This window comes from Aeromonas sp. 602200 (genome assembly GCF_049173895.1).
Lineage (GTDB): Bacteria > Pseudomonadota > Gammaproteobacteria > Enterobacterales > Aeromonadaceae > Aeromonas > Aeromonas veronii_A.
The window spans coordinates 586,282-611,813 of the sequence record NZ_JAAKSL010000001.1 but is presented as its reverse complement, the minus strand read 5'-3'; the positions used below and the strand labels follow the sequence as shown (position 1 = coordinate 611,813).

Genomic DNA, 25,532 nt, shown 5'->3' with positions numbered 1-25,532 from the left:
GCTAACCCTCACTGAGACAGAGGATGGCACCGTTGTGAAAGAGCGGGTAATCCCCCGGCCTTACACTTCCTATCTCGCCAAGAGAGAGGGCCCCGACCAGCTCGTGGGCTCCGCTGTGGCTAAAGAGGGTCTCCAGCTCCAGAGTGCTCTGTTCGCCGAAGTGCTGCTGACGGCCGGCGCAGTAATAGATCTCGAGGCGCTCGGGTGTACCGTGCCGGCCGAGCTTTTCGGCCAGTTCGACAGCGTGCTCTGTGGGGCTTTCCGGGGCTTTCAGCAGTGTGAGAATACTGTGGTCAGGCACCTCTCCGACGCAGAGCAGGGCACCTTCGTCGGTAACGGCGACCGGGATCCGCACGATCACATCGCCATTGGCTCGCAGCAACCCCAAGGGCAAATGTACACCGTACCGATAGAACTGCTCTGGTGTGAGGTTTTGCTGGAACTGCTGCCGGATCAGGGATTGATAGCGGCTAAAAGCCGGCTCCCAGTCGATAAAGGAGATCTTGTTGCCTTCACTGCTGGTGGCGAGCATGGGCTGGGCAGTGAGTTGATAGCCGTGCTCCAGCAAGGGGGGACTGTGGGGGGAGAGCAGTGCACAGCTGACCCCATGCCCCAGCAATCTCTGGGTGTCAAACAGGCAGGGCATGGCTGTGAACTGGCCGCTACCTGCATTGACACCCGCATAGTTGACCCTGTCCGCCAGCCTTAGATAGATCCCCTCGAGCAGGGTTGCAATATTGGGGAGCATGGCGTCAAAGGTGAGAAAGAGGGTGGGAACCTTCTCGGTGTCCGGCCATTCTGCCAGTCGGGACGCCAACTGCTCGCAGATGATATCGGCCAGTGTATCGGCACTGGCTGTAGGGGAGAGCGAGAGCAGCAGAGGATTGTGGGATGCTGGTCGGGGCAACAGCCAAGCCCCCCTTTCGTGGAAACCGTGCCGACTGACAAGGCGTGGAAAGATGGCGCCGCAGAGTTGAATGTTGAGGCGCTGACACTGCTGCTGCAGATCGGCAACGCGTGCGGCATCCCGCTCGGCTAGCAACACATCGAGTCGTTGCCCCTCATAGGGAAGCAATGCATCGGCCAGTGGATGCGCATCAAATTGATGAAAAGTAGGCTGCATCATCGCTCGGAACTCCATTCCTGCCAGTCATCAATATATCAGCAAGGGGGTTGGATGAATACCGGACGAGACCAACGGCTGCACGGGGTGTGAGATGCCAACACAAAAGGGTCTCTGCCCGCAGGCAATCCACATAAAAAAGAAACCGGCCACATGGGCCGGTTTTGAAGGGGAATGAGCCGGGTTACTGCAACACCACCTGCTGGAACTCTTGTACCAGACTGATGACCGGCTGGGGATAGAGCCCCAGCAACACCACCAGGGCGGCAGAGAGCAGTACCACCACACCACCGGAGGAGAGCGCCCAGTCGGCGCTGGCATCGCGCTGCTGCATGCCCGGTTCGCGCAGATAGAGGGTCACCATCACCTTGAGGTAGTAGTAGAGACCCAGTGCGCTGCCGAGCACGATGGTACCAGAGAGCCACCAGAGCTGCGCCTCGACGGTGACGCCGATGAGGTAGAACTTGCCGATAAAGCCGAGGGTCATCGGGATGCCCGCGAGTGACAACATCATCACCGTCAGTACGGCAGTCAGATAGGGGCGCTTCCAGAACAGACCGCGATAGCTGTGCAGGGAGTCTGCATCCTTGCCGCGATAGGGGCTCGACATCATGCTAACGACGCCAAAGGCACCCAGGCTGGTGAAGAGATACATCAGCAGGTAGACCCCGGCTGCTTCCACCGGCATCTGGCCGAATCGGCTCGCCACGATCACCGCCAGCAGGTAACCGAAGTGGGAGATGGAGGAGTAACCCAGCATCCGTTTGACGTTGGTCTGCACCAGGGCCAGCAGGTTGCCGACCAGGATGGAGATGACCGCCATGGCTGCCAGCAGCCAGTGGATCATGGGATCGCTCGCCGCCGGTACCGCCAGATAGAAGCGCAGCAGCACGGCAAAGACCGCCACCTTGCTGACTGTGGCGAGGAAGGTGGCGACCGGGGCCGGGGCACCTTCGTAGACATCCGGGGTCCAGAGGTGGAAGGGGGCCAGGGAGAGTTTAAAGGCAAAGCCGACCAGCATTAACCCCAAACCGCCCATCAGCAGCGGATGGTGAGCCGGGCTCTCGACCAGGGTCTGCCCCAGGGCTGCAAAGCTCAGGCTGCCTGCCTGCGCATAGAGCAGCGCCATGCCAAACAACAGGAAGGCGGTGGCGGCGGCAGAGAGCACCATATATTTCACCGCGGCTTCCAGCGAGTGGCGCTCGCGGTAGGCGTAACCCACCAGACCGAACATCGGCAGGGTCAGCATCTCGATCCCGATAAAGAGAGAGGCGAGGTGACGGGAGCTGGCCAGCACCAGACCACCAGCGGTGGCGATCAGCAGCAGCAGGAAGAACTCTTCCCGGTTGTCCGGGTAGGTTTTCAGCCACGATTGACCGAAGGTGCAGGTGGCCAGGGCGCCGATGAGCACCAGTCCCATGTAGAAGACGGCGTAACTGTCCACTTGCAGCAGCGGGGTGACCCCCTGATCCCCTTGCGCCATCACGATGGGCAGTGAGAACAGAGCAAGGTTGAGGCCAACAATGGTCACGGTAAAGGCGGTGGTGACACAGCGGCGCCAGGCGATGGCCAGCATCAGGGCCGCCATGGCCCCGGTGGTCAACAGCAGGGGAAGCAGTGCCAGCAGTTGGGAAGCGGAGAAAGTCATTGCAGGGCTCCAGCAGTCGGCAGCAGATACCAGTGCAGCACGTTGATAAGGCTGCTGCTGGCGGTGTCAATCACGGGTTGGGGATAGAGGCCAAGCAGAACCAGCAGGCCCGCGATCACCATCATCATGGTCAGCTCGCGGCGATCCAGTCCCTTGAGCATGCTCTCATCCTTGGCGGGGCCAAAGCAGGCGCGCTGCAACATGATGAGGGAGTAGACCGAGGCCAGTACCAGACCGAAGGTGGCGACTGCCGTGATGACAGGGGCAACCTGGAAGCTGCCGACCAGGATCAGGAACTCGCCGACAAAGTTGCCGGTGCCCGGCATGCCAAGCGACGCTACCGAGAAGAAGAGCATAACGCCGGGCAGATAGCGCAGGCGTCCCCACAGGCCGCCCATCTGGCGCAAATCCCGGGTGTGTAACCGCTCGTAGAGCTGACCGCAGAGGATAAAGAGGCCGGCAGCGGAGAGACCGTGGGCGATCATCTGCACCACGGCGCCCTGCAGGGCCAGCTCGCTCCCCGAGTAGATGGCGATCATCACAAAGCCCATGTGGGAGATGCTGGTGTAGGCTACCAGCCGTTTGATGTCGGTCTGGGCAAAGGCCACGATGGCGCCATACACGATGCCGACAAGACCCAGCACCATAGCGTAGGGAGCAAATTCGGCGGAGGCCTCCGGGAAGAGCGGCAGGGCAAAGCGCAGCAGACCGTAGGCGGCGGTTTTGAGCAAAATACCGGCGAGATCCACCGAACCTGCGGTCGGCGCCTGACTGTGGGCATCCGGCAGCCAGCCGTGCAGCGGTACCAGTGGCATCTTGACCGCGAAGGCGATAAAGAATCCCAGCATCAGCAGCCACTGAACGCCCTTGCTCATCGGGGTATTGAGCAGCTCCAGATAGTTGAAGGTGAAGACTCCGGTGGCATGCTGGTGGGTCAGCACCAGCCCGATGATGGCCACCAGCATGATAAGGCCGCTCACCTGGGTGTAGATGAAGAACTTGGTTGCGGCGTTGATCCGTGATTTGCCGTCAGTGACCGAGTGGCCCCAGAGCGCAATCAGGAAGTACATGGGGACCAGCATCATCTCCCAGAAGAAGAAGAAGAGGAACAGGTCCAGCGCCATAAAGACCCCGAGCACGCCGCCCAGGATCCAGAGCAGGTTGAGGTGGAAGAAGCCGATGCGTTGCACGATCTCTTTCCACGAACAGAGAATGGCCAGTACCCCGATAAAGCAGGTGAGGATCACCATCAGGAGCGACAAACCATCCACCGCCAGATGCAAAGAGATGCCGAAGCGGGGGATCCACGGCAGGCGCCACTCGGCGGCCCAGGCGGAGGCAGCACCGGTGACGCCCGCGCTGTCGAGACCCGTGGTGGCAAGGGAGAAGTCACCACTTAGCCAGATGGCACAGGAGAACAGCAGGCTGGCGCTCATGGAGAGTAGGGCTACCCAGCGGACAAACTGCCCGCCGAGACGCTCCATCTGCCAGCAGAGCAAGCCGCCGATAAAAGGAATTAGCAAGATCCAGAGTAAGGTCACGGTATCAGCTCTCGTTCAAGTTCATATGAGATTGCGCTCCCTGTTCCATCAGTGAGAGCAAACAGCCTGGCTGTATGATCGTCCGGTTGTTCATCGCGTTACCCCAGCAGCAACAGCGCCAGCACCAGCACGGCGCCGATCCCCATGGAGGCGGCATACCAGCGCAACTTGCCGGTCACGGTCCAGGCCAGCAGCTGGTTGCCACGCAGGGCAAGCCAGGCGGGCAGGCCCATCATCCAGTCCAGCGGATCCTGCCCGACCAGACGGGTCGCCAGCAGATAGGGCTTGACCCACAGCTGATCATAGAGCCAGTCAAAGCCCCAGGCGTTGAACCAGAGGGTGCTGAGCAGGCGGCCCGGCGCGCTGTTGGCAATGGAGGTGGCCAGACGGCGCTCACCAAGGAACAGAAACGCGGCCAGCGCGATGCCCGCAATGGCGATGATGCCGGAGGCAACCTCCAGTGCATGGCGCCCCTCTTCGATATGATCTCCCGGGCCTGCGGGCAGTACGCCTGCCAGCGGTGGAGTGATCAGCGCGCCTATGCCGGTGGAGAGCACCAGCAGCACCTGCAGCGGCAGGTGGTGAGCCAGACCGTGGCCCGCATGGGCTTTGGTCTGCTCTTTGCCATGGAAGGCGATAAAGATCAGCCGGAAGGTATAGAGCGAGGTGAGGAATGCCCCCGCCAGACCGGCCCACAGCAGCGCGCTTTGGCCAGAGGCCTCTACTTGCCACAGGATGGCGTCCTTACTGTAGAAACCGGAGGTGACCAGCGGCAACGCCGCCAGCGCCGAGCCACCCACCAGGAAGCAGGCATAGACCAGCGGCAAACTCTTGCGCAGGCCACCCATCTTGAAGATGTTCTGCTCATGGTGGCAGGCAACGATAACTGCACCGGCGGAGAGGAACAGCAGCGCCTTGAAGAAGGCGTGGGTCATCAGGTGGAAGATGGCCCCTTCCCATGCGCCGACACCGAGAGCCAGAAACATGTAGCCAATCTGGCTCATGGTGGAGTAGGCAAGGATCCGCTTGATATCGGTCTGAACCAGCGCGGCAAAGCCTGCCAGCACTAGGGTGATGGCGCCAACCAGCCCGACCAGATGGAGGATCTCTGGCGCCAGCAGGAACAGGCCGTGGGTACGGGCAATCAGGTAGACACCGGCGGTCACCATGGTGGCGGCGTGGATCAGCGCTGAGACCGGGGTCGGGCCTGCCATCGCGTCCGCCAGCCAGGTTTGCAGCGGCAGCTGGGCCGATTTGCCGACCGCGCCACCTAGGAGCATCAGGCAGGCCAGCGACAGGGCAGGGGAGCCCTCGGCAAACAGGACCGGTGCGCGCACCAGCAGCTCGTGGATATTGAGGGTGCCCAGTTCCCGATAGAGGATAAACAGGCCGATGGCGAGGAAGACATCGCCCACACGGGTCACGACAAATGCCTTGAGGGCCGCCGCGCCATTGTTGCGATCCTTGTAGTAGAAGCCGATCAGCAGATAGCTGCACAGCCCTACCCCTTCCCAGCCGAGGTAGACAAACAGCAGGTCATCGGCCAGCACCAGAAACAGCATGCTGGCGATAAAGAGGTTGGTGTAGGTGAAGAAGCGGGAGTAACCCTCTTCTCCACGCATATACCAGGAGGCGAACAGGTGGATAAAGAAACCGACCCCGGTCACCACCCCCAGCATGGTCAGCGACAGGCCATCAAGTGCCAGCGAGAAGCTCGGGGTAAAGTTGCCCACCGCCATCCATTGCCACAGGCGCTGGACATAGACGCCCCCCTCGGGCGGGTTGCCCAGAAAGTCGATGCCCACCCACAGGGTAGTGAGGGCCGACAGGCCAATGGAGCCCACCCCGATCAGCGCCGAGGTACGCTCGCCAAACCGGCCGAGGGAGAAGGCCAGCACCAGCCATCCCAGCAGCGGAAATAGAAAAGTCAGATATAAGAGGCTCATCCGCGCATCTCGCTCACAGTGTCCACGTTCAGGGTGTGGTAACGACGATAGAGCAGCAGTAACAGGGCAAGGCCGATACTGGCCTCCGCTGCCGCCAGAGAAATCACCAGGATATACATGATCTGGCCATCGGCCTGGGCCCAGCGGCTACCCGCCACCACAAACGCCAGTGCCGAGGCATTCATCATGATCTCGATACTCATCAAGATGTAGAGCAGGTTGCGGCGGATCAGCAGACCGCACAAGCCGATGCAGAAGAGCACCGCGGCCAGCAGGAGGCCGTGCTCCATAGGGATTCCATTCATTGCTGACCTCCTTCTTGTGCAGAGCGGGAAGCAGAGCGCGGGACCGAGAGCACTTCACCGCTCTTCTCTTCCCGACCCAGGTGATAGGCGGTTACCAGACCCGCCAGCAGCAGGATGGAGGCAAGCTCCACCGCTAGCACATAGGGGCCAAAGAGCTCGACACCCACCTGCTTGGCGGTCACCTCGGTCACTCCGAGCAGGCCCCCGGTCACCCCGAGAATACCGTGGGCCAGAAAGCCCAGCAGGATCAGCGAGAGCAGGGCTGGGCCCCCCCAGGTCATGGGGGTGAGCCACTTTTTCTCCTGTGCCTGGGCACTCCCCAGGTTCAGCATCATCACCACGAACACGAACAGCACCATGATGGCGCCGGCGTAGACGATCACCTGCAGGGCGCCCGCAAAGGCGGCACCCAGGCAGAAGAAGATCATGGCCACGGCGATGAGGGAGATGATGAGATTGAGCAGCGCATGCATGGGATTGCTGGTGCTGATCACCCGCAGCGTGCTGTAAATGGCCACCAGGGCCGAGGCATAAAATGCCAGTTCCATGATTGACTCCTCAGGGCAGCAGGCTCTTGACATCGATGGGCTTGGCTTCGTTTTCGGCATCCCCTTTCGGCTTGCCGTCGATGGCCATCCCGCTCATGCGATAGAAGTTGTAGTCCGGGTATTTGCCGGGCCCGCTGATCAGCAGATCTTCCTTCTCGTACACCAGATCCTGGCGGCGATACTCACCCATCTCGAAATCCGGTGTCAGCTGGATGGCGGTGGTGGGGCAAGCCTCTTCACACAGGCCGCAGAAGATGCAGCGAGAGAAGTTGATGCGAAAGAACTCCGGATACCAGCGGCCATCATCCCGCTCGGATTTTTGCAGCGAGATGCAGCCGACCGGGCAGGCAACTGCGCAGAGGTTGCAGGCTACGCAACGCTCGTCCCCGTCGGGGTCACGGGTCAGCACGATGCGACCGCGGTAGCGGGGGGCGGCATAGACTGCCTGCTCCGGATAGTTGAGGGTTTCACGGGGCCGCCAGGCATGGGAGAAGACCATGGCCAGACTGCGTAACTGGGTGCCGACACCCTGAATAATGCTTACAATTTTCATATTGAGTGCCTCACTGCGTACTTATCAGTACAACTGCCGCGGTGACCAGCATATTGATCAGAGTCAGCGGCAAGCAGACTTTCCAGCCAAACGACATCACCTGGTCAAAGCGCGGGCGAGGCAGGGAGGCCCGCAGCAGGATGAAGAACACCATGAAACAGGCGGTCTTCAGGGCAAACCAGATGAAGGGGGGCAGCCAGGGGCCGTGCCAGCCACCGAAGAAGAGGGTCACGATGAGCGAGGAGATCAGCACGATGCCGATATATTCGCCCACGAAGAAGAGACCCCACTTCATCCCCGCATACTCGATGTGATAGCCGTCGGCGAGCTCCTGCTCGGCTTCCGGCTGATCGAACGGGTGACGGTGGGTGACGGCGACACCGGCAAACAGGAAGGTGACAAAGCCCAAAATCTGGGGCACCACGTTCCACAAGTCTGCCTGTGCCTCGACGATATCCCGCAGGTTGAAACTGCCGGTCTGGATCACAATCCCCATCAGGGATAGCCCGAGAAACACCTCGTAGGAGAGGGTCTGGGCCGAGGCGCGCAAGCTGCCGAGCAATGAGTATTTGTTGTTGCTCGACCAGCCGGCGAACAGTACCGCATAGACCGCCAGCCCCGCGATGGCCAGGATGTAGAGCAGCCCCACATTGAGATCAGCCACGCCCCAGGTGGGGGTGATGGGCACCACCGCAAACGCCAGAATAAAGGCGGTGAAGGCGATGATGGGGGCCAGGATAAAGATCCGCCGATCGGCGAAGGGCGGGATCCAGTCCTCTTTGAAGAACATCTTGATCATGTCGGCAGCCAGCTGGAGCAGACCAAACGGCCCGACCCGGTTGGGGCCGTAGCGATCCTGCCACAGGGCCAGCAGACGGCGCTCGATAAAGCTCATGAAGGCGCCAGCCCCCACGATCCCCACCAGCACGATCAGTGCCTTGCCCACCTCCAGCAACAGATCGATCAGCGACTCGCTCATGCGATCACCTCCTGCAGGTTAGTGATTGAGGCTTGTTGCAGGGCTGTCGGCAGGCCGTTCACCCCAAGGGGGAGCCCCACCAGACCGGCGCTCAGCTGCTCGCTAAGCCGCAGACGCAGTTGCCAGTGGCTACCGCCCCAGGAGAAGGAGACCTGACTGCCCCCGTGGAGGGCCAGACGCTGCGCATCAAGGGGATTGAGCACCAGCTCGGGTTCGTTCATCCGGGCCTGAATGACCGGGCTGCGGGCCGACAGCTCCTCACCGCCAAACAGCTGGGCATAATTGACCACTTGCAGCGCCTCTGCGGCCTTGAAGGGGGCGGGGATGGTGGTGAACCAGCCGAGCAGCTCCTTGCCTTCTGCCTGCGGGTCTGTTGCTTCCAGCAGACGGCGACCCGGATCGCCAGCACGAAGTTTGCCACCCACTTCATCCTGGAACTTGTTCCAGGCGGAGGGAGAGTTCCAGCCCGGCGCCCAAGCGAACGGTACTTGCGGTAGCGGCTGACGGGCTCCGGCATACCCTTCCATGGAGAAGTTGAAGGGGGAGTCGGGATCTTGCGCTACCCGCGGCTCGCTGACGTTCTGATCCGCCAGCATGGAGGTGCGACCGCTGTAACGATGCGGCTCACGGGCCAGTCGCATGCCACGGATCCGCAAGCCTGCATTGGGCGCCGCTTCCAGCATGGTAGCGAGCAGCGGATTGCTGGTGGCACAGTCATGGTTGACCTGGTCGAAGTTCTGCCAGCGCAGTGGCTTGCGTTCGATCGCCCCTTGCAGCGCCGCCAGCCAGCGCCACCCTTCACGCACCTGAATATCGGCGTTGTAAAAGGCGGGTGCATAGACCTGGAAGAAGCGCTGGGCGCGCCCTTCCATGTTCACCAGGGTGCCATCGGCTTCGGCAAAACTGGCCGCTGGCAGCACCAGATCAGCCTTGTTGGCGGTCGGGGTCGCCTGATGGTCGATGACCAGCAGGTGCTGCAGCCGTGCCAGCGCAGCATCCACCCGGTTGCGCGGCGCGCGGCGGTAGAGATCGTTCTCCAGGGTGACCAGCGCCAACCCCTCTTCGGCCTCGATACGCGCAAGGGCGGCTTCGAGCGGCTTGTCTGACAAGGTTTGAGCGCCCAGCATGGCCAGCCCCAGCGAGTTGGCCTCCTGGCCAACCAGCGCGATGTTGGCTTCCAGTCCTCGGCCTTTCAGGGCGCGGGCAATGTTGCTGGCCGCCTCAAGCAGCGCCACATCGCGGGCACTGGAGCCTGCAATGATGAGCGGCTTCTTGGCGTTGCCGAGCAGCTCGGCCCAGCGAGTCGCTTGTGCCTGCAGCTCGGGGCAGAGGTCGGCCACGGCCGGTGCTACTGGGTCGAGCAGGTTGGCGATGGCAAAGCCAATGCGCGCCTGATCGGCATAGGGGGCGTGCAGCTTGTCGGCCGCCACATCGTCCAGACGGGTGGTGTCGAGGCTGGTGATGAGCAGCGGGTAGCGCTCGTTCTGACCCAGGGTCTGAACGGCGGCGACTTGCCACAGATCCACCTTCATCTTGCGGGCCAGCTCGCGAGCCTTGCCCTTGACGGCTTGGCGCAGCGCCAACGCGATACGGGCGGCGCTCATGGTGACATCTTCACCGAGCAGCAGAATGGCGTCGGCCTCTTCCATGTCCCGCAGGCTCGGGGTTGGCACGCCGCCCTGTTGCAGGATCTGCAGCATCTTCAGCTGACAGGCCCACTCGGCCTGCTCGATGCCAGCGTAGAAGTTGTCTGCCCCCACCAGCTCGCGCAGGGCAAAGTTGCTCTCCAGCGAGGCGCGGGGCGAGCCGATGCCGATGAGGCCACGGGCCGTGCGCAGGGCATCGGCGGCGCGGTTGAGGGCGCCATCGACCGTGATGGTCAGCTGGTCGTTGCCATTTTTGAGCAGCGGTTGGCGCGGGCGGTCCGCCAGATTGACGTAGCCATAGCCAAAGCGGCCACGGTCACAGAGGAAGTAGTGGTTGACGCTGCCGTGGAAGCGGTTTTCGATGCGGCGCAGCTCGCCATAACGCTCGCCCGGACTGATGTTGCAGCCCACGGAGCATTGCTGGCAGATGCTGGGGGCAAATTGCATGTCCCACTTGCGGTTGTAACGTTCGGAGTGGGTCTTGTCGGTGAAGACGCCGGTGGGGCAGACCTCCACCAGGTTGCCGGAAAATTCACTCTCCAGGGTGCCATCCTCGACCCGCCCGAAATAGACGTTGTCGTGGGCACCATAGACCCCGAGATCCTCGCCACCGGCATAATCCTTGTAGTAACGGACGCAGCGGTAGCAGGCGATGCAGCGGTTCATCTCGTGACCGATGAAGGGGCCCAGCTCCTGATTCTGGTGGGTGCGTTTGGTGAAGCGGTAGCGACGGCTGTTGTGGCCGGTCATCACCGTCATGTCCTGCAGGTGGCAGGCGCCGCCCTCTTCACACACCGGGCAGTCGTGAGGGTGGTTGGTCATCAACCACTCCACCACGCTCTTGCGAAATTCTTTAGCCTCTTCATCCTCGATGGCGATGTAGCTGCCATCGGTGGCCGGGGTCATGCAAGACATGACCAGACGACCGCGCTTGTCATCGGCATTCTGATACTGTTTCACCGCACACTGGCGGCAGGCTCCCACGCTACCCAGCGCCGGGTGCCAGCAAAAATAGGGGACGTCCAGACCCAGCGACAGACAGGCTTGCAGCAGGTTATCTGCTCCGTCTACCTCGTACTCTTTGCCGTCTACATAAATGGTTGCCATACAACTTCCCTGAAACCTGTTTTGTGAAATCTGTGGTGTCGTTACCAGCGCTCGCCCAGCAGATTGGGCTGGATCCCTTTGACCGGCTTGCGGTTGTCGCCGCTGCCTTTGATCCCGGCCTCGAATTCGGAGCGGAAATATTTGATGGCGCTGGCCAGCGGCTCGACGGCGCCCGGTGCGTGGGCGCAGAAGGTCTTGCCCGGGCCAAGGAAACCGCAGAGTTGTTCCAGAGTCGCCAGATCGCCGGATTGCCCTTCGCCACGTTCCAGTGCCCGCAGCAGCTTGACGCTCCAGGGCAGGCCATCGCGACAGGGCGTGCACCAGCCACACGACTCGCGGGCGAAGAACTCCTCCATGTTGCGCAGCAGACTCACCATGCTGATGGAGTCATCCACCGCCATGGCGAGGCCAGTCCCCATCCGGGTACCTACCTTGCCGATACCGGCGGTATACATCTGGGCATCGAGGTGCTCCGGCAGCAGGAAGCCGGTGCCCGCGCCGCCCGGTTGCCAGGCTTTCAGGCGATAGCCGCTCTTCATGCCGCCGGCGTAATTTTCAAACAGCTCGCGGGCGGTGATGCCAAAAGGCAGCTCCCAGACGCCCGGGTTGTTCACCTTGCCAGAGAAGCCCATCAGCTTGGTGCCGTGATCTTCCGAGCCCGGCAGCGCCAGCCCGTGATACCAGGCGACTCCGTTGCCGATAATGGCAGGCACGTTGCAGAGGGTTTCGACGTTGTTGACGCAGGTGGGTTTGCCCCAGACGCCGGAAACGGCGGGGAAGGGGGGCTTGGCGCGCGGGTTGGCGCGGCGCCCTTCCAGCGAGTTGATAAGGGCCGTCTCTTCGCCACAGATGTAGCGGCCGGCGCCGGTGTGGACGAACAGCTCGAAGTCAAAACCGGACCCCAGAATGTTCTTGCCCAGCAGACCGGCGGCCTTGGCCTCTTCCACCGCACGGCGCAGGTGGATGGCAGCATCGACATACTCGCCGCGCAGGAATATGTAGCCGCGATAGGCCTTGAGCGCCCGGGCACTGATAATCATCCCCTCGATCAGCAGATGGGGCAGTTGCTCCATTAGCAGGCGATCTTTCCAGGTGTTGGGCTCCATCTCGTCGGCGTTGCAGAGCAGGTAACGGATGTTCATGCTCTCGTCTTTGGGCATCAGCCCCCACTTCACGCCAGTGGGGAAGCCCGCACCGCCGCGCCCCTTGAGACCGGCATCCTTGACGGTACTGACAATCTCGTCCGGGCTCATCTGGCCGAGCGCCTTGCGGGCGGCGTCATACCCCTGTTTGGCCTGATACTCCTCCAGCCACACCGGCTGGCCGTCATCCCGCAGCCGCCAGGTGAGCGGGTGGGTCTCGGCGGCGCGTGCCGTGCGGTTGGCGGTGCCAAGAGAGGCGAGGATCTTGTTCTGCGGCAGGCTCATGGGTAAGCCTCCAGCGTTTTCAGCAAGGTCACCGGATCGAGGCCGCCATAGGTGTCGTCATCGATCATGATCGCTGGCCCCTTGTCGCAGTTGCCAAGACAGCAGACCGGCAGCAGGGTGAAGCGGCCATCCGGGGTGGTTTGACCGGGGCCGAGGTTCATCACCTCCTTGAGACCGGCCATCAGCTCTTCATGGCCATTGATGTAGCAGACCATGCTGTCGCAGACGCGGATGATGTGGCGCCCCACCGGCTGGCGGAAGATCTGGCTATAGAAGGTAGCAACCCCCTCCACATCGCTGGCGGGAATGCCGAGCTGGGCCGCGATGGCGTGAATGGCGCCGTCGGGGACCCAGCCTCTAGCCTGCTGCACGATCTTGAGCGCTTCGATGCTGGCGGCGCGGGGATCTTCGTAATGGTGTTTCTCGTGTTCGATGGCATCGCGTTCAGCCTGGCTCAGAACGAAGTCGTCCTGTTTGCTGCTGCATGCCCCTTGCCCCTGTGGGGTCTGATTATTGTGACACTGACATTGCTGGCTCATGACTTGACCTTTGGTGGCTTGTCCTTTTACTGCTCGTTCGGCGATCCCGATTCCCGGCCATGACCGGGAGGGCGGATCACTTAACGGTCCACATCCGACATAACAAAATCGATACTGCCCAGATAGACGATGAGGTCCGACACCATGCTGCCCTTGATCACCGAGGGGATCTGCTGCAGGTGAGCAAAGCTCGGGGTGCGGATCCGGGTCCGGTAGCTCATGGTGGAGCCATCGCTGGTCAGGTAATAACTGTTGATCCCCTTGGTCGCCTCAATCATCTGGAACGACTCGGCTGCGGGCATCACCGGGCCCCACGACACTTGCAGGAAGTGGTTGATCAGGGTCTCGATGTGTTGCAGCGTGCGCTCTTTGGGCGGCGGCGTGGTGAGGGGGTGATCCGCCTTGAAGGGACCCTCCGGCATGTTTTTCATGCACTGCTCGATGATCGACATGCTCTGGCGGATCTCCTCGATCCGCACGGTGGCTCTGTCGTAGGCATCGCCATTGCTGCCGACCGGCACTTCAAAGTCGAACTGATCGTAACCGGAGTAGGGACGCCATTTGCGTACGTCGAAGTTGAGGCCGGTGGCGCGCAATCCGGCCCCCGTGGTACCCCAGGACAACGCCTGCTCGGTGGTGTAGGCCGATACCCCTATGGTGCGACCGCGCAGAATGCTGTTGCGCATCGCCGCTTTTTCGTAATCCATCAGACGCTTGGGCAGCCAGCTCAGCAGGTTGTCCTGTACCAGCCGTTGCCATCCCTTCGGCAAGTCGTGGGCCACACCGCCGATACGGAACCAGGCCGGGTGCATACGGGCTCCGGTGATCGCCTCGATGATGGTGTAGATCTTCTGCCGGTCGGTGAAGGTGAAGAAGACCGGGGTCATGGCCCCCACGTCCTGGATATAGGTACCGAGGAACAAGAGGTGGCTCTGGATGCGGAACAGCTCCGCCATCATCACCCGGATCATGTCGACCCGCTGTGGCACCTTGATGCCAGCCAGCTTCTCGACCGCCAGCACATAGGGGAGGTTGTTCATCACCCCGCCCAGATACTCGACCCGGTCGGTATAGGGGATGTAACTGTGCCAGGATTGGCGCTCGCCCATCTTCTCGGCACCACGATGGTGATAACCGATGTCGGGCACGCAGTTGCGGATCTCCTCGCCATCGAGCTGCAACACCAACCGGAAGGCGCCGTGGGCAGAGGGGTGGTTGGGGCCGAGGTTGAGGAACATGTAGTCCTCGTTCTCGTTGCCGCGGGCCAGGCCCCACTCTTCCGGTTTGAACAGCAGGTTCTCCTGCTCCATGTCCTGTTTGGCTGCATCGAGCATGAAGGGATCGAATTCGGTGGCGCGCGCCGGGTAATCCTTGCGCAGCGGGTGACCCTGCCAGCTCTTGGGCATCATGATGCGGGTCAGATGGGGGTGACCGTCGAAGGTGATGCCCATCAGATCCCACACTTCCCGCTCATACCAGTTGGCATTGGGGAAGTGGCTGGTGATGGTGGGCAGATGCAGGTCACTCTCGGCCAGCGCCACTTTCAACATCACATCGGCGTTACGGTCGATGGAGATGAGGTGATAGAAGACGGTGAAGTCGCTCTGGGGCAGACCGTCGCGATGGCTGCGCAGCCGCTCATCGGTGGCGCTGAGATCAAACAGCATCACAAACGGGGAGGGCACCTTGCGCAAGAAGCTCATCACATCCTGCAGCAGTTCGCGGGGAAGCCAGACCACCGGTACGCCGGTACGCGTGGTCTGCACGGTGAAGTGCTCGGCCCCGAAGTGGGCAAACAGTTCGCCAATGACTTTGGCATCCTTGTGGTCGCTGGGCTGCCACTGGGCCATGGCGTAATTGCTGGGAAAATCACGAGTCAGTTTCATGGTCAGATCTCATCCGGCGTGCGCAGGTTGGTCACATTGATCCGTTCGCCGCGCTTGCGCTCTTTTTCGGCCTGCATCTGGGGACGGTAGATCCCCTGATCGCCCACTACCCAGGAGAGGGGACGGCGCTCTTTGCCGATGGAGTCCTGCAGCAGCATCAGGGCTTGCAAAAAGGCTTCGGGACGGGGTGGGCAACCCGGAATGTAGACGTCGACCGGCAGGAACTTGTCTACCCCCTGCACCACTGAATAGATGTCATACATGCCGCCTGAGTTGGCACAGGCCCCCATGGAGATCACCCACTTGGGTTCGAGCAGCTGTTCATACAGGCGCTGGATGACTGGCGCCATCTTGATGAAGGGGGTCCCTGCAATCACCATGAAGTCGGCCTGACGGGGCGAAGCGCGGATAACTTCGGCGCCGAAGCGGGCCACATCGTGGGGGGAGGTGAAGGCGGTACACATCTCCACGTAGCAGCAGGAGATGCCGAAGTTGTAAGGCCAGAGGGAGTTTTTGCGGCCCCAGTTGACTGTGTCTTGCAGCACCTCCTCGAGACGGCCCATCATGATGCCGCGCGTCGCTTCTTGCGCCAGTGGGTCATCGACGGTCTGGCGCTGCTCCTGGGGGTAGCGCTCAACGGGGGCATCCGGGTCAATCCGGGTCAGGGTGTACTTCATGGTGCAACCTCAAGGAAAGGGTCTGTGGTTCAATCACTGTTTTTGTTGTTCAGCTGCGGTTTGCGCGGTGACCAGTCCAGTGCGCCGATGCGCCAGAGGTAGATCAGGCCGATAAGCAGCAGTCCGATGAAAATGGTGGCTTCAATAAAGCCGACCCAGCCGCTCTCCCGCACGGAGACAGACCAGGCAAACAGGTAGAGCGCCTCGACGTCGAAGATGACGAAGAACATGGCGACCAGATAGAACTTGGCGGAAAAACGCAGGCGGGCACTGCCGACCGAGTCGACACCAGATTCAAATGGCTTGTTCTTGGTGCGGCCGTAGGCACGACCTCCCAGCAGGGCGGCGAGGCCTATCATCACCAGACAGATGGTGATGGCACCGATGACATAAATGGCAAAAGCCCAATGTTGAGCAGAAATATCAGCAAACATAGAGGTTTTTCCTAACCAAATTAATCAAGTGACTTAACAATAATGTTACGCATTATGACACTTTCGCACTGATTTACATGTCATTTTTACGGGTTAATTATTAATCGGTTAACCGGTAATTAAATTTTGTTAAGAAGCGCACTTTTTTGTTGGTTATGGCGGGCGAGAAAGGCCTGGAAAGCGCAGAGAGCTGCTCCTCGTCATCACCTGAAAGGGGTATGTCGCGTGCGAAGCAAGATCAGGTCGGTATCGCGGGCAGGGGGCACAGGCGGGAGAAGAGCGTGATGGCGGGTGAGGTAGGGGGCGGCAAGAGCAATAAAAAGAGAGGCTTTCAAGCCTCTCCTGTCATCGCGTTCCGGTTTCGAGCGTGGGGCGGTCAGGGTTTATTGGCGACCAGCAAGACCTGATCCGGGTAGGCGCCAATGGAGCGAAGACCGATATCTCCCGAGGTAATATCCAGATACGCCCGCTGACCATTGGCGGAGGTTACCGTGCTGCTCATCAGATAGACATAACCCTCATTGACCTCTTTACCGCCCCCCGCCATGGCGCGCGGGAAAATGGCTTCATTGAGAGAGGGCTTGTAGCAGGCGTGCTCGACCAGGGTCGCCAGCTCCTTGATGTCGGGCAGGCGCCACTGGCTGATACCGCCGAAGTGATAGAGAGCATGGCTGCTGTCACTGCGGATCCGCTCCGCCACTTGCAGCCCCTGCTGCCAGTAGTAAACGGTCGGTTCACCCAGGCAACTGCTGCCACTCCATGTCTGCCCCAGTTTGCAGCGCATCCAGGTGAGGCCGGTGTGTTGATCCGTGACGGTGCCGTTGCCATGGTCAAGAAAACGGGCAGAGGGGGCGGTGCGATCCATGGTGTCATCACAAATGGCAGCACCGTGGGCCAGGGGGGCCAGCAGTGCCAGCATGGCGAACGAAAAGCGATAAAGGCTCATGATATTCCTCGGATTATTGGGGAGTGGCGACCAGTCGTACCTGCATCAGCTCGATATAGGTATCTTGCTGCACCAGCGCGGGATAGGTGGTGCCCGCATCTTCTCCCAGGAGCAGGACTGTGCGTTTGCTGATGGGGCCACCGGAGAAGCGCTGAGCTGTGTTGCTGGTGGCGCTCCAGTAGTAGCCATGGTAGGTGTCATCTTCCGAGGGGGCGATATCCGGGAAGTAACGGGTATCCACGATGATGCGCTGACCCAGCGGGTCCTTGGCCAGGCTACCGTAGTGCATCAGTGACATCAGTTCACCCATGCTGGGCAGCCGCCACTGGCTGATGCCGCAGCGCTGCTCGCCATTGAGCCACTGCTGATACGCGCGGGTGGTCAGCATGGTGGTCAGCGCCTGTGCCCGGGCGAGGGCCGCCAGATCTCCTTCGGCGGTGAGCTGTTCGATCCTCTTATGAATATGCTGGTAGGCCGCTTGCTGCTCGCCTGCGGTCGCCTTGAACTGCTCATCCTCATAGGCAAAGGGTCTGCTTTTCCAGGCCGGGCTCAAGGGATCATCCGATTTGACCTCCCACACCAGACCGGTATTGAGATCCTTGACGCACTGCCAGCTCGGCGCGTTGTCAGGGAGCGCCTGACCGCGATCATCGAGTTTGCGATAGGCAAGCTGGGGACGAGTGCGATTCCAGCTGGCATCTTGTCCCGGATAGTCATCGGGTTCCTGTTCCAGCAGCGGGTCGTTGCCATCGCTGAAGGTGGTGACGCCGGTGACGGTCAGCAGGTTGCGTGGCTGCTGCTGCACCAGCAGGGTCAGCAGCTCGCTTTGGGTCTCTTCAGCAAACTGGCCGTTGCGCTGCCACTCCTGAGCCAATTGCTCCAGCATCAGGCTGATGGCGCGATAGCTGGTGGTAAGCAACTGGGTCTCCTTGGCGGTGGCAAGGCGTGTGCGGGCCTGTTGCTGCAAGCTGATCGCCACCTGCTGCAGCGCCTGATCAAACTGGCCGAGACCTGCGAGGGCCGCGCGGTCGCTGCCCGGTTGCAGCGGCGCGAGATCGGCCAGCAGCTGCGTCAGTGCGCGATCGGCGGCCACCCCTTCGGCAATGCGGCTCTGCAACAGGGTGCTGAGCAGGGTCGGTTGTAGCCGTTGTGGATCCCCTTTGGCGGCCGGATGTGCCAGCAGCAGCCCTCCGCTCCTCGGTACGAACAGCAGGGGCGAGTTGACGATGTTGGCCGAACGGCTGACCAGGGCCACAGCTCCTTCGCCGCTGACGGCAGGATCGGCGGGATCACATTGCCAGTTCTGATCCAGATCGGCGCACAGGGTACCGGCAGTCGGCAGAGCGACATCGACCCGGTAGTCCGGGATCGCCAGTGGTGCGTTATCTTCCCCGCCGCCACAGGCGCTGAGCAGGGCTGAGAGGGTTGCAATAACCAGTACGGATGGTTTCACTTCACATTCCTTGATTCGGTCACAGGTTCACGGGGGCGGTAACCCCCGTGGTACAGGATTCAACGGCGCGGGGTGCTCCGACGCCAGAGGCGGGGCCAGAGGGCCAGCAACAGCAGCAGGGGGGAAGTCGTGCCGCCACCCCCTTCATCCTGCTCAAGGGGAATGATGCCGGTGTTGGGCAGGGCTTCATCCTTGTCGCAGCGGGCGCCGACTTGCTGGGCTACACGCCAGTTGCGCAACTGACCGGTGTCACCGGCGCTGGTGTCGTTGATCTCCAGCAGCCAGCGGCCAGCGAGCGGTTCGCCATGCAGCTTGTCCAGCGATTCGAACGGTACCAGTTCACGGGGAAACTCCCCCTTAAGCCGGGTATGGCTGGCGTAACCCTTGTTCCACAGGCTGATCCGGGTGCCGTAAGGGGAGGTGAGCCAGATCTCCAGCTGCTCCAGCTTGCTGTGCTCCAGATCGAGGGCGACCACGAATCCGCTGTCGATGCGGGCCTTGCTCTCGGGCAAGGTGAGGGTGAAGCGGGACAGGCCGTGCCGTTCATCGCTCACCGCATCCTTGATCTGGCCACCCTGGCCGATGGCCCGCTGCCAGAGCGGTTCACCGATCGGCAGTTGCAGGTCAAGGCGGGTCTGGCGCTCGGTGGGGCTGGGCAGGGTGAGCTGGAACTGCAGCAGCAAGGTGACTGCCTCGCCACAGGTCAGGTTGCTCGCTGCTTCCAGCGGCAGGGTCCAGCGGGCGGTGCCATCGGCGTTTAGCTCTCCTTGCCAGTGACCGTCACCCATGAGACCCTTGCTCGGGAGCAGGCTGGCGTCAGCCACGGTCAGGGGGCGGCCGCTCTGGTTGGTCAATTCGATGGCGAGGCTCTTTTTCTCCCCGGGCAACAGGTAGCTGTCATCGGCAAGGCGGGCCGCGATGGGCGTGGGCAGCAGGGCGTGGTGGCGGAAGGCCTGCTCCAGCAGCTTGCCATAACTGCGATCCGGATAGAGGCGGTTGGCGGTATCCACGGTGACCCGCGCCAACTGGGGCATCCGCACCTGCGGGCCGAGGCCGAAGTGGGATTCAATCAGCAGGGTATCGAACTCGTCACGGGCTACCTCGCCATACTGTTCAACGGCCTGGCGCAGCGCGGTGAAGAGCGGAGTGCCCCACAGCTGGTCGCCGTTGCTGCCGTTGATGGTGAGGTGAGCCGGATAGAGGAAGCCCGGATGATAGCGCGCCCGCAGATCGTCGAGCTGACGGGGCGTCCGGCCGCTGATCCTGGCATCCCAGTTGAAGACCATGAAAGGCTCGAACTGGCGAGCCTCTGGACTACGCTGGCGCCAGCTGGCGGCCAGATAGTCGCTAAAGCCCTCGCCGATGGCGCCCCAGTCACCCTCTTCTCCCATGTCGGGCAGGATATGGTGCTGCACCGCATGGCCAAACTCGTGCCAGATCACCATGGGATCTTCCGCATCGGGTACCCCGATCCGGCCAATTTCCAACCGGCGCAGGAAGGGGTCATAGAGAGAGTTGTCCTGCTCCCCTGCATCGGTATCGATGGCCAGGGGGCCGCCCATCAGCGTCGGGTAGCCAAGGGATTCCACATGGCGCTGTGCCAGATCCAGATGGTAGTAGCCATTGATATCGAGGAAGGCGGGCTGCTGGTGATCCAGCTGGAAGCCATCGGCATCAGGGCTGCTAAAGGGGGCAGTTTCCGGCGCCGTGCCATCCACGACCCGGGCGCGTGGGCCACTCAGCTGGTAGGTGTCATCCACCTTTTGTACCGTGAGCGGGACGGTGCGATAGGCCCCGTTGTCCAGCACCAGATCGTGGCGCCACAGCAGGTTGCCATCTTGCAGCTGGGTGCGTGGGTCGAGGGCAAAGATGCGGGCCTGCACCGTAGCCGCTTCCCCTGCCAGCGGGATCGCTTCGGCACGGGTGTTGGCCTCTTGCAGCGTGCGCCCCAGCAGGGCGCTGCCATCGCAGGTGACAAACAGTTGCCAGTAGCTGCTCTTGCTGTTGCCCGGCTGGCTTTCCACCGCCAGCAGACGCCAGGCCGCAGTCAGTGTGTCGCCATCCTGCCAGTACCAAGGCTGGGCTTCGTCACTGCCAGCGAATTGCCACACAGTACCATCCAGCGTGGCGGTATAGGCATCCACCCCGGCGCGGCTTGCTTCATCACATGGCGTCGCCAGTGCCTGCATCAGCCGGGTATTGTGATAAAGGCGCCACGGGCGACCCTGCTCATCGAGACTGACGGCGGCCATCAGGCCGGCGATCGGTGCGCCATTGAGCTGCTGACGATAATGCAGATAGTGGCCCAGCTTGCCTTGGCGCTGATAGGCCGGGGCATCACTCAGGGTGACGCCGAGCTGCTGTTCGAGCCAGAGGCGGGTATCGGCCGGGGCGTCCTGTTCGACAAAACGCAGTTCGGCGGCCTGAGTGGAAAAGCCAGCCAGCCCCAGCAAGAGGGCGGGCAACAGGGGTTTCATAGTGGTACTCCCAATCAGCGGCAGGGTCATTGGTTGATCCCCGCCAGATGCAACAAGAAGGCAAATTCACGAGCCCGATCGCCGCCACCGGCGCGGTGGCCCCCCTCCAGTTCGGTCAGCAGCAGGTAGGGGCCGGAGCCCGTGCTGTGCTCCCGCAGGCGGGCCAGCCACTTGACCGGCTCCCAGTAGGGCACCTGGCTGTCGTGCAGGGCGGTAGTGACCAGCAGGGGCGGGTAGGGGGCGCGGTGCAGGTTGTCGTAGGGGCTGATGCGGCGCATCGCCTGATACTCTGCGGGCTTGGCCGGGTTGCCCCACTCCTGATACTCCTGACGGGTCAAGGGGAGGGCAGGATCGCTCATGGTGCCGAGCATATCGACGAAGGGAACCTGCAACACGGCGCCGCTAAAGAGTGTCGGTTGCTGGTTGAGGGCCGCAGCAACCAGCGTGCCCCCCGCGCTGCCCCCCATGGCAAACAGGGGCAGGGGAGCAGAGTCGGGCGACCAGTGGCGCAGGGTGTTGCCGGCTGCGATAAAGTCGCTGATACCGTTCTGCTTGTTTATGCCCCGTCCGTCGCGGGCCCACTGCTCCCCCAGCATGCCGCCGCCGCGCACATGGGCGATGGCGTAGACAAAGCCCCGATCCAGCAGGCTTAACAGCTCTTTCTGGTAGTAGGGGCGCATCGGCGTGCCATAGGCGCCATAGCCGTAGAGCAGTACGGCGCGAGGGGCCAGATCCTTGCGCCACACCAGCGAGACAGGCACCTGGGTGCCATCGGCAGAGGTGATCCAGCGCCGCTCGCTCTGATAGGGCAATTCTTTATTGCCTGCGGTGTGCTGGTCGTTGATCCACTGGCCGCTGTTTAAATCCAGCCAGCGCTGGCCGGGGGGCTGACTCAAGCCCTGACTGCGCACCAGAATGCGGTCGCTGGCCGGGTCATGTTCTCCTTGCAGCCAGCCGGTACCGGCGCCACTGGCCAGCGGCAGGCGCTGGCGTTCATGGCCGTTGCGATCGAGCAGGGCGAGCCAATCCTCCCCCTGCTGGCGAAACTGCACCACCAGATGGCGATCAAACAGTCGCCACTTCTCGGGATCGCCGAGATCTTCCCCTTTGGCGGGCCACAGGCGCTGCCACTCATCGAGCGGCGTGCTGGCTGAATAGAGGGCAAACGCCCCTTCCCGGTTGCTCTTGATCACCCAGCCGGATTGACTGTCCAGATAGTATTCCACCCCGCGCTGGCGGGGTTTTATCTGCTGCGGCTTGCCCGAGTCGAGCAGGTATTGCTCCGAGCTGTCGTGGTTGTTGCCCTGCAACACCAGATGCTGGCCATCCGTGGTGCGATAGAGGCTGAGCAGCCAGGCGGGATCCTGCTCCTCATAGAGAGTCTGCTCCTGGCCATCCTGCCAGCCGCGCAGCTGCCAGGGGCGCAGGGTGTAGCGCTCGTTGGCGATGGTGTAGAGGGTGCGACCATCTTGTGACCAGGCGAGATCAGCGCTGCGCTGCGCCAAACTGGCCAGCACCTTGCCGCTCTGGAGATCGAGCAGGGTGACCTGATAGTCGAGATCGCCGCGCCTGTCTTCGGCGATGGCCAGCGTGCGGTTATCCGGGCTCAGGGCCCAGCCGCCCGCGTCGTAATAGCCCTCACCCGCTCTGGCGGGAAGCCGTTGCTGCACCTTGCCCCCGTAGCGTTGCCAGAGTGAGCCATCCGGGCGCAGCAGCCATGCCTGATCGCCGCGCACAAGCCAGTTGTCCGGTACGGGTTCACCCGCCGGATGACGGGCAAACTCGGCGCGCAAGGTTGCCTCCAGCGGCTGCTGCGCGGCGAGTTGCTGCTCGCTCCAGCGATTTTGCTGCTTGAGCAGGGCGAGAATGGCCGGGTTGCTGCGGCTCTCGTCCCGCAACCAGAAGTAGGGATCCTGGCGTACGGGATTGCCTGAAATCAGGTGTGGCTGGGACGGGATCGGGGGTGGCAGGGCCTCTTGCGCCCACGCCAACGGGACGGCCAACAGGGCCGCCATGATTGCATGATGTTTCATCACATCCCCACGAAACGGTAACTGAGGCTGGCTGACAGGTAGTGGCCGCTCTGGCTGTAGAGGGAGGTATCGCTGCCAGCCGGAAGTCCGGCCACATCCTGATAGCGGACGTAGCGGGTATCGAGCAGGTTGCCGATGGTGGCATTGACCTTGAGCGCCTCGGTGATCTGCCAGTCGCCGGTGAGATCCAGACTGAACCAACCTGCGCTGCTCTGGCAGGCACCGTTGTAGCAAGTCTGCGCATTGGCGCACTGTGGCACCTTGGTCATGGCGGCGGCATAGTTGCCACTGAGCTCAACCCCCCAGTCGAGCTGTTGCCAGCGCAGGGTGGTGTTGCCTTCCAGCGGTGTCTGCGTGCGCAGCGGCTCACCGCGGTGATCCTTGCCATCCATCCAGGCCAGATTGGTCGAAAGCTCCCACTCGTCGCTCAGCCAGAGGCTGGCGGCCAGCTCGGCGCCCCAGGTTTCTGCTTTGGCAACGTTGCGATATTGGCGCAGGAAGACACCGTCATCGAGGCGAAAACCGGTCTGGCGCCAGTCGATGAAGTTGTAGTAGCGGTTGTAGAAAACGGCCGGTTTGACGCTCCAGTTGTCGCTTTGGCCATTCACTCCCCACTCCAGACTGTGGCTGGTCTCCTCCTTGAGGTTGGGGTTGGCAATGATCTCGAATGGCGGCATGGCAAAGTAGTGGGGAATGTTGCCGTAAACCTGATCGTAAGCGGGGGCGCGGAAGCCGTTGGCATAGCTGAGCCAGCTGCGCCATGTTTCGTTGAAGCGGTAACTGGCCGCCACACTGGGGGAGAAGTGGTCGCTGTGGTTCTCGGCCAGATTACTGTCCGGTGCGCGCAGGCGCTGGCGGTCAAAGCGCAAGGTCGGGGTAAACTGCCAGTTGCCCAGATCGATCACATCGCTCAGCCAGATGCCATCGCGGCGGGTCTCGGCCTTGCTGAAGGGGGCTTTCTGTCCCTGGGTGGTGATGCCATCTTCCAGGGTCAGATTGCTGACCGGCCGCTCGTGGTTGGCCTGCTCCAGCTCCACACCGTAGCTGAAGGTGTGATCCAGCGAGCCGGTGCTCAGCTTGCTCTGCAGCTCCAGCTCACTGCCAAGGCGCAGCTCCTCGAATGTGGAGAGGGTGCGCTGGCTGCGATATCTGGGATAACCGCTCAGGGCATCGTTGCGCAGCAGCTGGCGCTGGTTGGCTTCGTTGCGTGACTGATTGCCAAACAGGCTCCAGTTGAGGGTATCGATCATGCCCAGATCGTTGGCCTCCCAGCTGAACTTGCCGCCCTGGGTGCGCTGATCGCCATCTTCCTGAAAACCGACCACGTCCCAGCTGCCATCGGGTTGGGGCACCGCTTTGGGCCCCATCTGGCGTTTGGCGTGATCCTCGTAGTAGTCCAGCTCCAGCCGCAGAGCGTGATGGGCATTGAGGGGGAGGCGGCTGCTGGTGGAGGCACTCATGCCATCCAGATCAGCCGGAATGCGGTTCTCCTCAAAGTTGGCGGTTTCGTTGCCACGCCAGCCGGAGAGGCGTAACAGATGTTCGCTCTCCAGTGCCCGCACCGCGCCGGTCATGCTGAGCTTCTTCTTGTTGCTGTCGCCACCGTAGAGGGTCTTGGCCGCCAGATAGCTATCTTGCTGTTGCAGATAATCTTCCGGCTGCTTGGTATTCATCACCACGGTACCGCCGATGGCATCGGAGCCATGCAGGGAGGAGCCGGCCCCCTTGGCCACCTCAATCTGTTTGATGTCATCGAGATCGAAGTTGAAGCGACCCACCTTGTCATTGATGTTGTCGGCGCCAAAGCCGTCACTGACGCGCACCCCATCCTTGATCAGCAGGATACGGTTGCCACCGATGCCGCGCACGCTGATGTTTTGCGGTCGCCCGGCAGAGCCGGTGACCGAGACACCGGGGATCTTGCGAAACACATGAGTCAGCTCGCTGGCGACCTGACGGTCCAGCTCTTCCTGGGTGATGACGGTGATGGAGCCGGAGACATCGGAGAGTTTCTGTTGTACCCGTTGCCCGGTGACAATGATGGAGTCGTCGCTGCGCGCCTTCTCCACAGGGGGAAGATCGGCCGCGCCAGCGGAGGCACACAGGAGTGCCGGCCATGCCTGAAGCAGTTTGTTCATAATGATAATTGTTTTTATTTAAGCCTGAAGGGCGGCATTATTGCAGAGGCCTGACCACTTGACAACAAATAGTAATCATTATCATTAAGAGCTTATGGTGTTGATATTATTGAGTTATTTGTTTTT

Annotated in this window: 19 protein-coding genes; all 19 read right to left on the bottom strand. The window is 61.7% G+C overall.

Annotated features, from left to right (window positions below; genetic code table 11):
- Nucleotide 1: 1 nt before the first annotated feature.
- Complete coding sequence (locus G5221_RS02600; protein WP_216953930.1) at nucleotides 2-1,126, bottom strand: FIST signal transduction protein; 1,125 nt, start codon at nucleotides 1,124-1,126, stop codon at nucleotides 2-4.
- Between the two features lie 181 nt (nucleotides 1,127-1,307).
- Nucleotides 1,308-2,771, bottom strand: coding sequence for an NADH-quinone oxidoreductase subunit NuoN (nuoN, locus tag G5221_RS02595; protein WP_421262760.1), 1,464 nt, complete (start codon nucleotides 2,769-2,771; stop codon nucleotides 1,308-1,310).
- Nucleotides 2,768-4,312, bottom strand: coding sequence for an NADH-quinone oxidoreductase subunit M (gene nuoM / locus G5221_RS02590; RefSeq protein ID WP_421231454.1), 1,545 nt, complete (start codon nucleotides 4,310-4,312; stop codon nucleotides 2,768-2,770). The genes nuoN and nuoM overlap by 4 nt, the downstream gene beginning before the upstream one ends.
- A 98-nt stretch (nucleotides 4,313-4,410) precedes the next feature.
- Nucleotides 4,411-6,258, bottom strand: coding sequence for an NADH-quinone oxidoreductase subunit L (gene nuoL, locus G5221_RS02585; protein WP_421231455.1), 1,848 nt, complete (start codon nucleotides 6,256-6,258; stop codon nucleotides 4,411-4,413).
- On the bottom strand, nucleotides 6,255-6,563 hold the full coding sequence (gene nuoK, locus G5221_RS02580; RefSeq protein ID WP_005337247.1) for an NADH-quinone oxidoreductase subunit NuoK: 309 nt from the start codon (nucleotides 6,561-6,563) through the stop codon (nucleotides 6,255-6,257). Before nuoK ends, nuoL begins: the two co-directional genes overlap by 4 nt.
- Complete coding sequence (nuoJ, locus tag G5221_RS02575) at nucleotides 6,560-7,111, bottom strand: NADH-quinone oxidoreductase subunit J (RefSeq protein WP_335812715.1); 552 nt, start codon at nucleotides 7,109-7,111, stop codon at nucleotides 6,560-6,562. The genes nuoK and nuoJ overlap by 4 nt, the downstream gene beginning before the upstream one ends.
- A 10-nt stretch (nucleotides 7,112-7,121) precedes the next feature.
- Nucleotides 7,122-7,664 carry an NADH-quinone oxidoreductase subunit NuoI gene (nuoI, locus tag G5221_RS02570; RefSeq protein WP_005351100.1) on the bottom strand — a complete coding sequence of 181 codons (543 nt, stop codon included), beginning with the start codon at nucleotides 7,662-7,664 and terminating at the stop codon, nucleotides 7,122-7,124.
- A gap of 10 nt (nucleotides 7,665-7,674) precedes the next feature.
- On the bottom strand, nucleotides 7,675-8,643 hold the full coding sequence (gene nuoH / locus G5221_RS02565; RefSeq protein WP_005337244.1) for an NADH-quinone oxidoreductase subunit NuoH: 969 nt from the start codon (nucleotides 8,641-8,643) through the stop codon (nucleotides 7,675-7,677).
- Entirely contained in the window at nucleotides 8,640-11,396 is a 2,757-nt protein-coding gene (gene nuoG / locus G5221_RS02560; protein WP_421262759.1) for an NADH-quinone oxidoreductase subunit NuoG, read from the bottom strand. Before nuoG ends, nuoH begins: the two co-directional genes overlap by 4 nt.
- A gap of 41 nt (nucleotides 11,397-11,437) precedes the next feature.
- The gene (gene nuoF, locus G5221_RS02555; protein ID WP_199416046.1) at nucleotides 11,438-12,823 is read right to left on the bottom strand and encodes an NADH-quinone oxidoreductase subunit NuoF; all 1,386 of its coding nucleotides are present in this window, start codon (nucleotides 12,821-12,823) and stop codon (nucleotides 11,438-11,440) included.
- Nucleotides 12,820-13,362 (bottom strand): NADH-quinone oxidoreductase subunit NuoE, encoded by a 543-nt coding sequence (gene nuoE, locus G5221_RS02550; RefSeq protein ID WP_270817113.1) that lies wholly within the window; start codon nucleotides 13,360-13,362, stop codon nucleotides 12,820-12,822. The genes nuoF and nuoE overlap by 4 nt, the downstream gene beginning before the upstream one ends.
- 80 nt (nucleotides 13,363-13,442) lie before the next feature.
- Nucleotides 13,443-15,248 (bottom strand): NADH-quinone oxidoreductase subunit C/D, encoded by a 1,806-nt coding sequence (gene nuoC, locus G5221_RS02545; protein WP_421262758.1) that lies wholly within the window; start codon nucleotides 15,246-15,248, stop codon nucleotides 13,443-13,445.
- Nucleotides 15,249-15,250: 2 nt separating this feature from the next.
- Entirely contained in the window at nucleotides 15,251-15,925 is a 675-nt protein-coding gene (locus G5221_RS02540) for a NuoB/complex I 20 kDa subunit family protein (RefSeq protein ID WP_005344917.1), read from the bottom strand.
- A gap of 29 nt (nucleotides 15,926-15,954) precedes the next feature.
- The gene (locus G5221_RS02535) at nucleotides 15,955-16,359 is read right to left on the bottom strand and encodes an NADH-quinone oxidoreductase subunit A (protein WP_005344919.1); all 405 of its coding nucleotides are present in this window, start codon (nucleotides 16,357-16,359) and stop codon (nucleotides 15,955-15,957) included.
- A gap of 376 nt (nucleotides 16,360-16,735) precedes the next feature.
- Nucleotides 16,736-17,305, bottom strand: a complete 570-nt coding sequence (locus G5221_RS02530; RefSeq protein WP_005351118.1) for a DUF1566 domain-containing protein — start codon at nucleotides 17,303-17,305, stop codon at nucleotides 16,736-16,738.
- 13 nt (nucleotides 17,306-17,318) lie between these two features.
- Entirely contained in the window at nucleotides 17,319-18,758 is a 1,440-nt protein-coding gene (locus G5221_RS02525) for a DUF1566 domain-containing protein (protein ID WP_421262757.1), read from the bottom strand.
- 59 nt (nucleotides 18,759-18,817) lie between these two features.
- Nucleotides 18,818-21,265 carry a proprotein convertase P-domain-containing protein gene (locus G5221_RS02520; RefSeq protein WP_421262756.1) on the bottom strand — a complete coding sequence of 816 codons (2,448 nt, stop codon included), beginning with the start codon at nucleotides 21,263-21,265 and terminating at the stop codon, nucleotides 18,818-18,820.
- Nucleotides 21,262-23,268 carry a prolyl oligopeptidase family serine peptidase gene (locus G5221_RS02515; protein WP_421262755.1) on the bottom strand — a complete coding sequence of 669 codons (2,007 nt, stop codon included), beginning with the start codon at nucleotides 23,266-23,268 and terminating at the stop codon, nucleotides 21,262-21,264. Before G5221_RS02515 ends, G5221_RS02520 begins: the two co-directional genes overlap by 4 nt.
- Nucleotides 23,268-25,406, bottom strand: a complete 2,139-nt coding sequence (locus tag G5221_RS02510; protein WP_421262754.1) for a TonB-dependent hemoglobin/transferrin/lactoferrin family receptor — start codon at nucleotides 25,404-25,406, stop codon at nucleotides 23,268-23,270. The genes G5221_RS02515 and G5221_RS02510 overlap by 1 nt, the downstream gene beginning before the upstream one ends.
- Nucleotides 25,407-25,532: the final 126 nt, after the last annotated feature.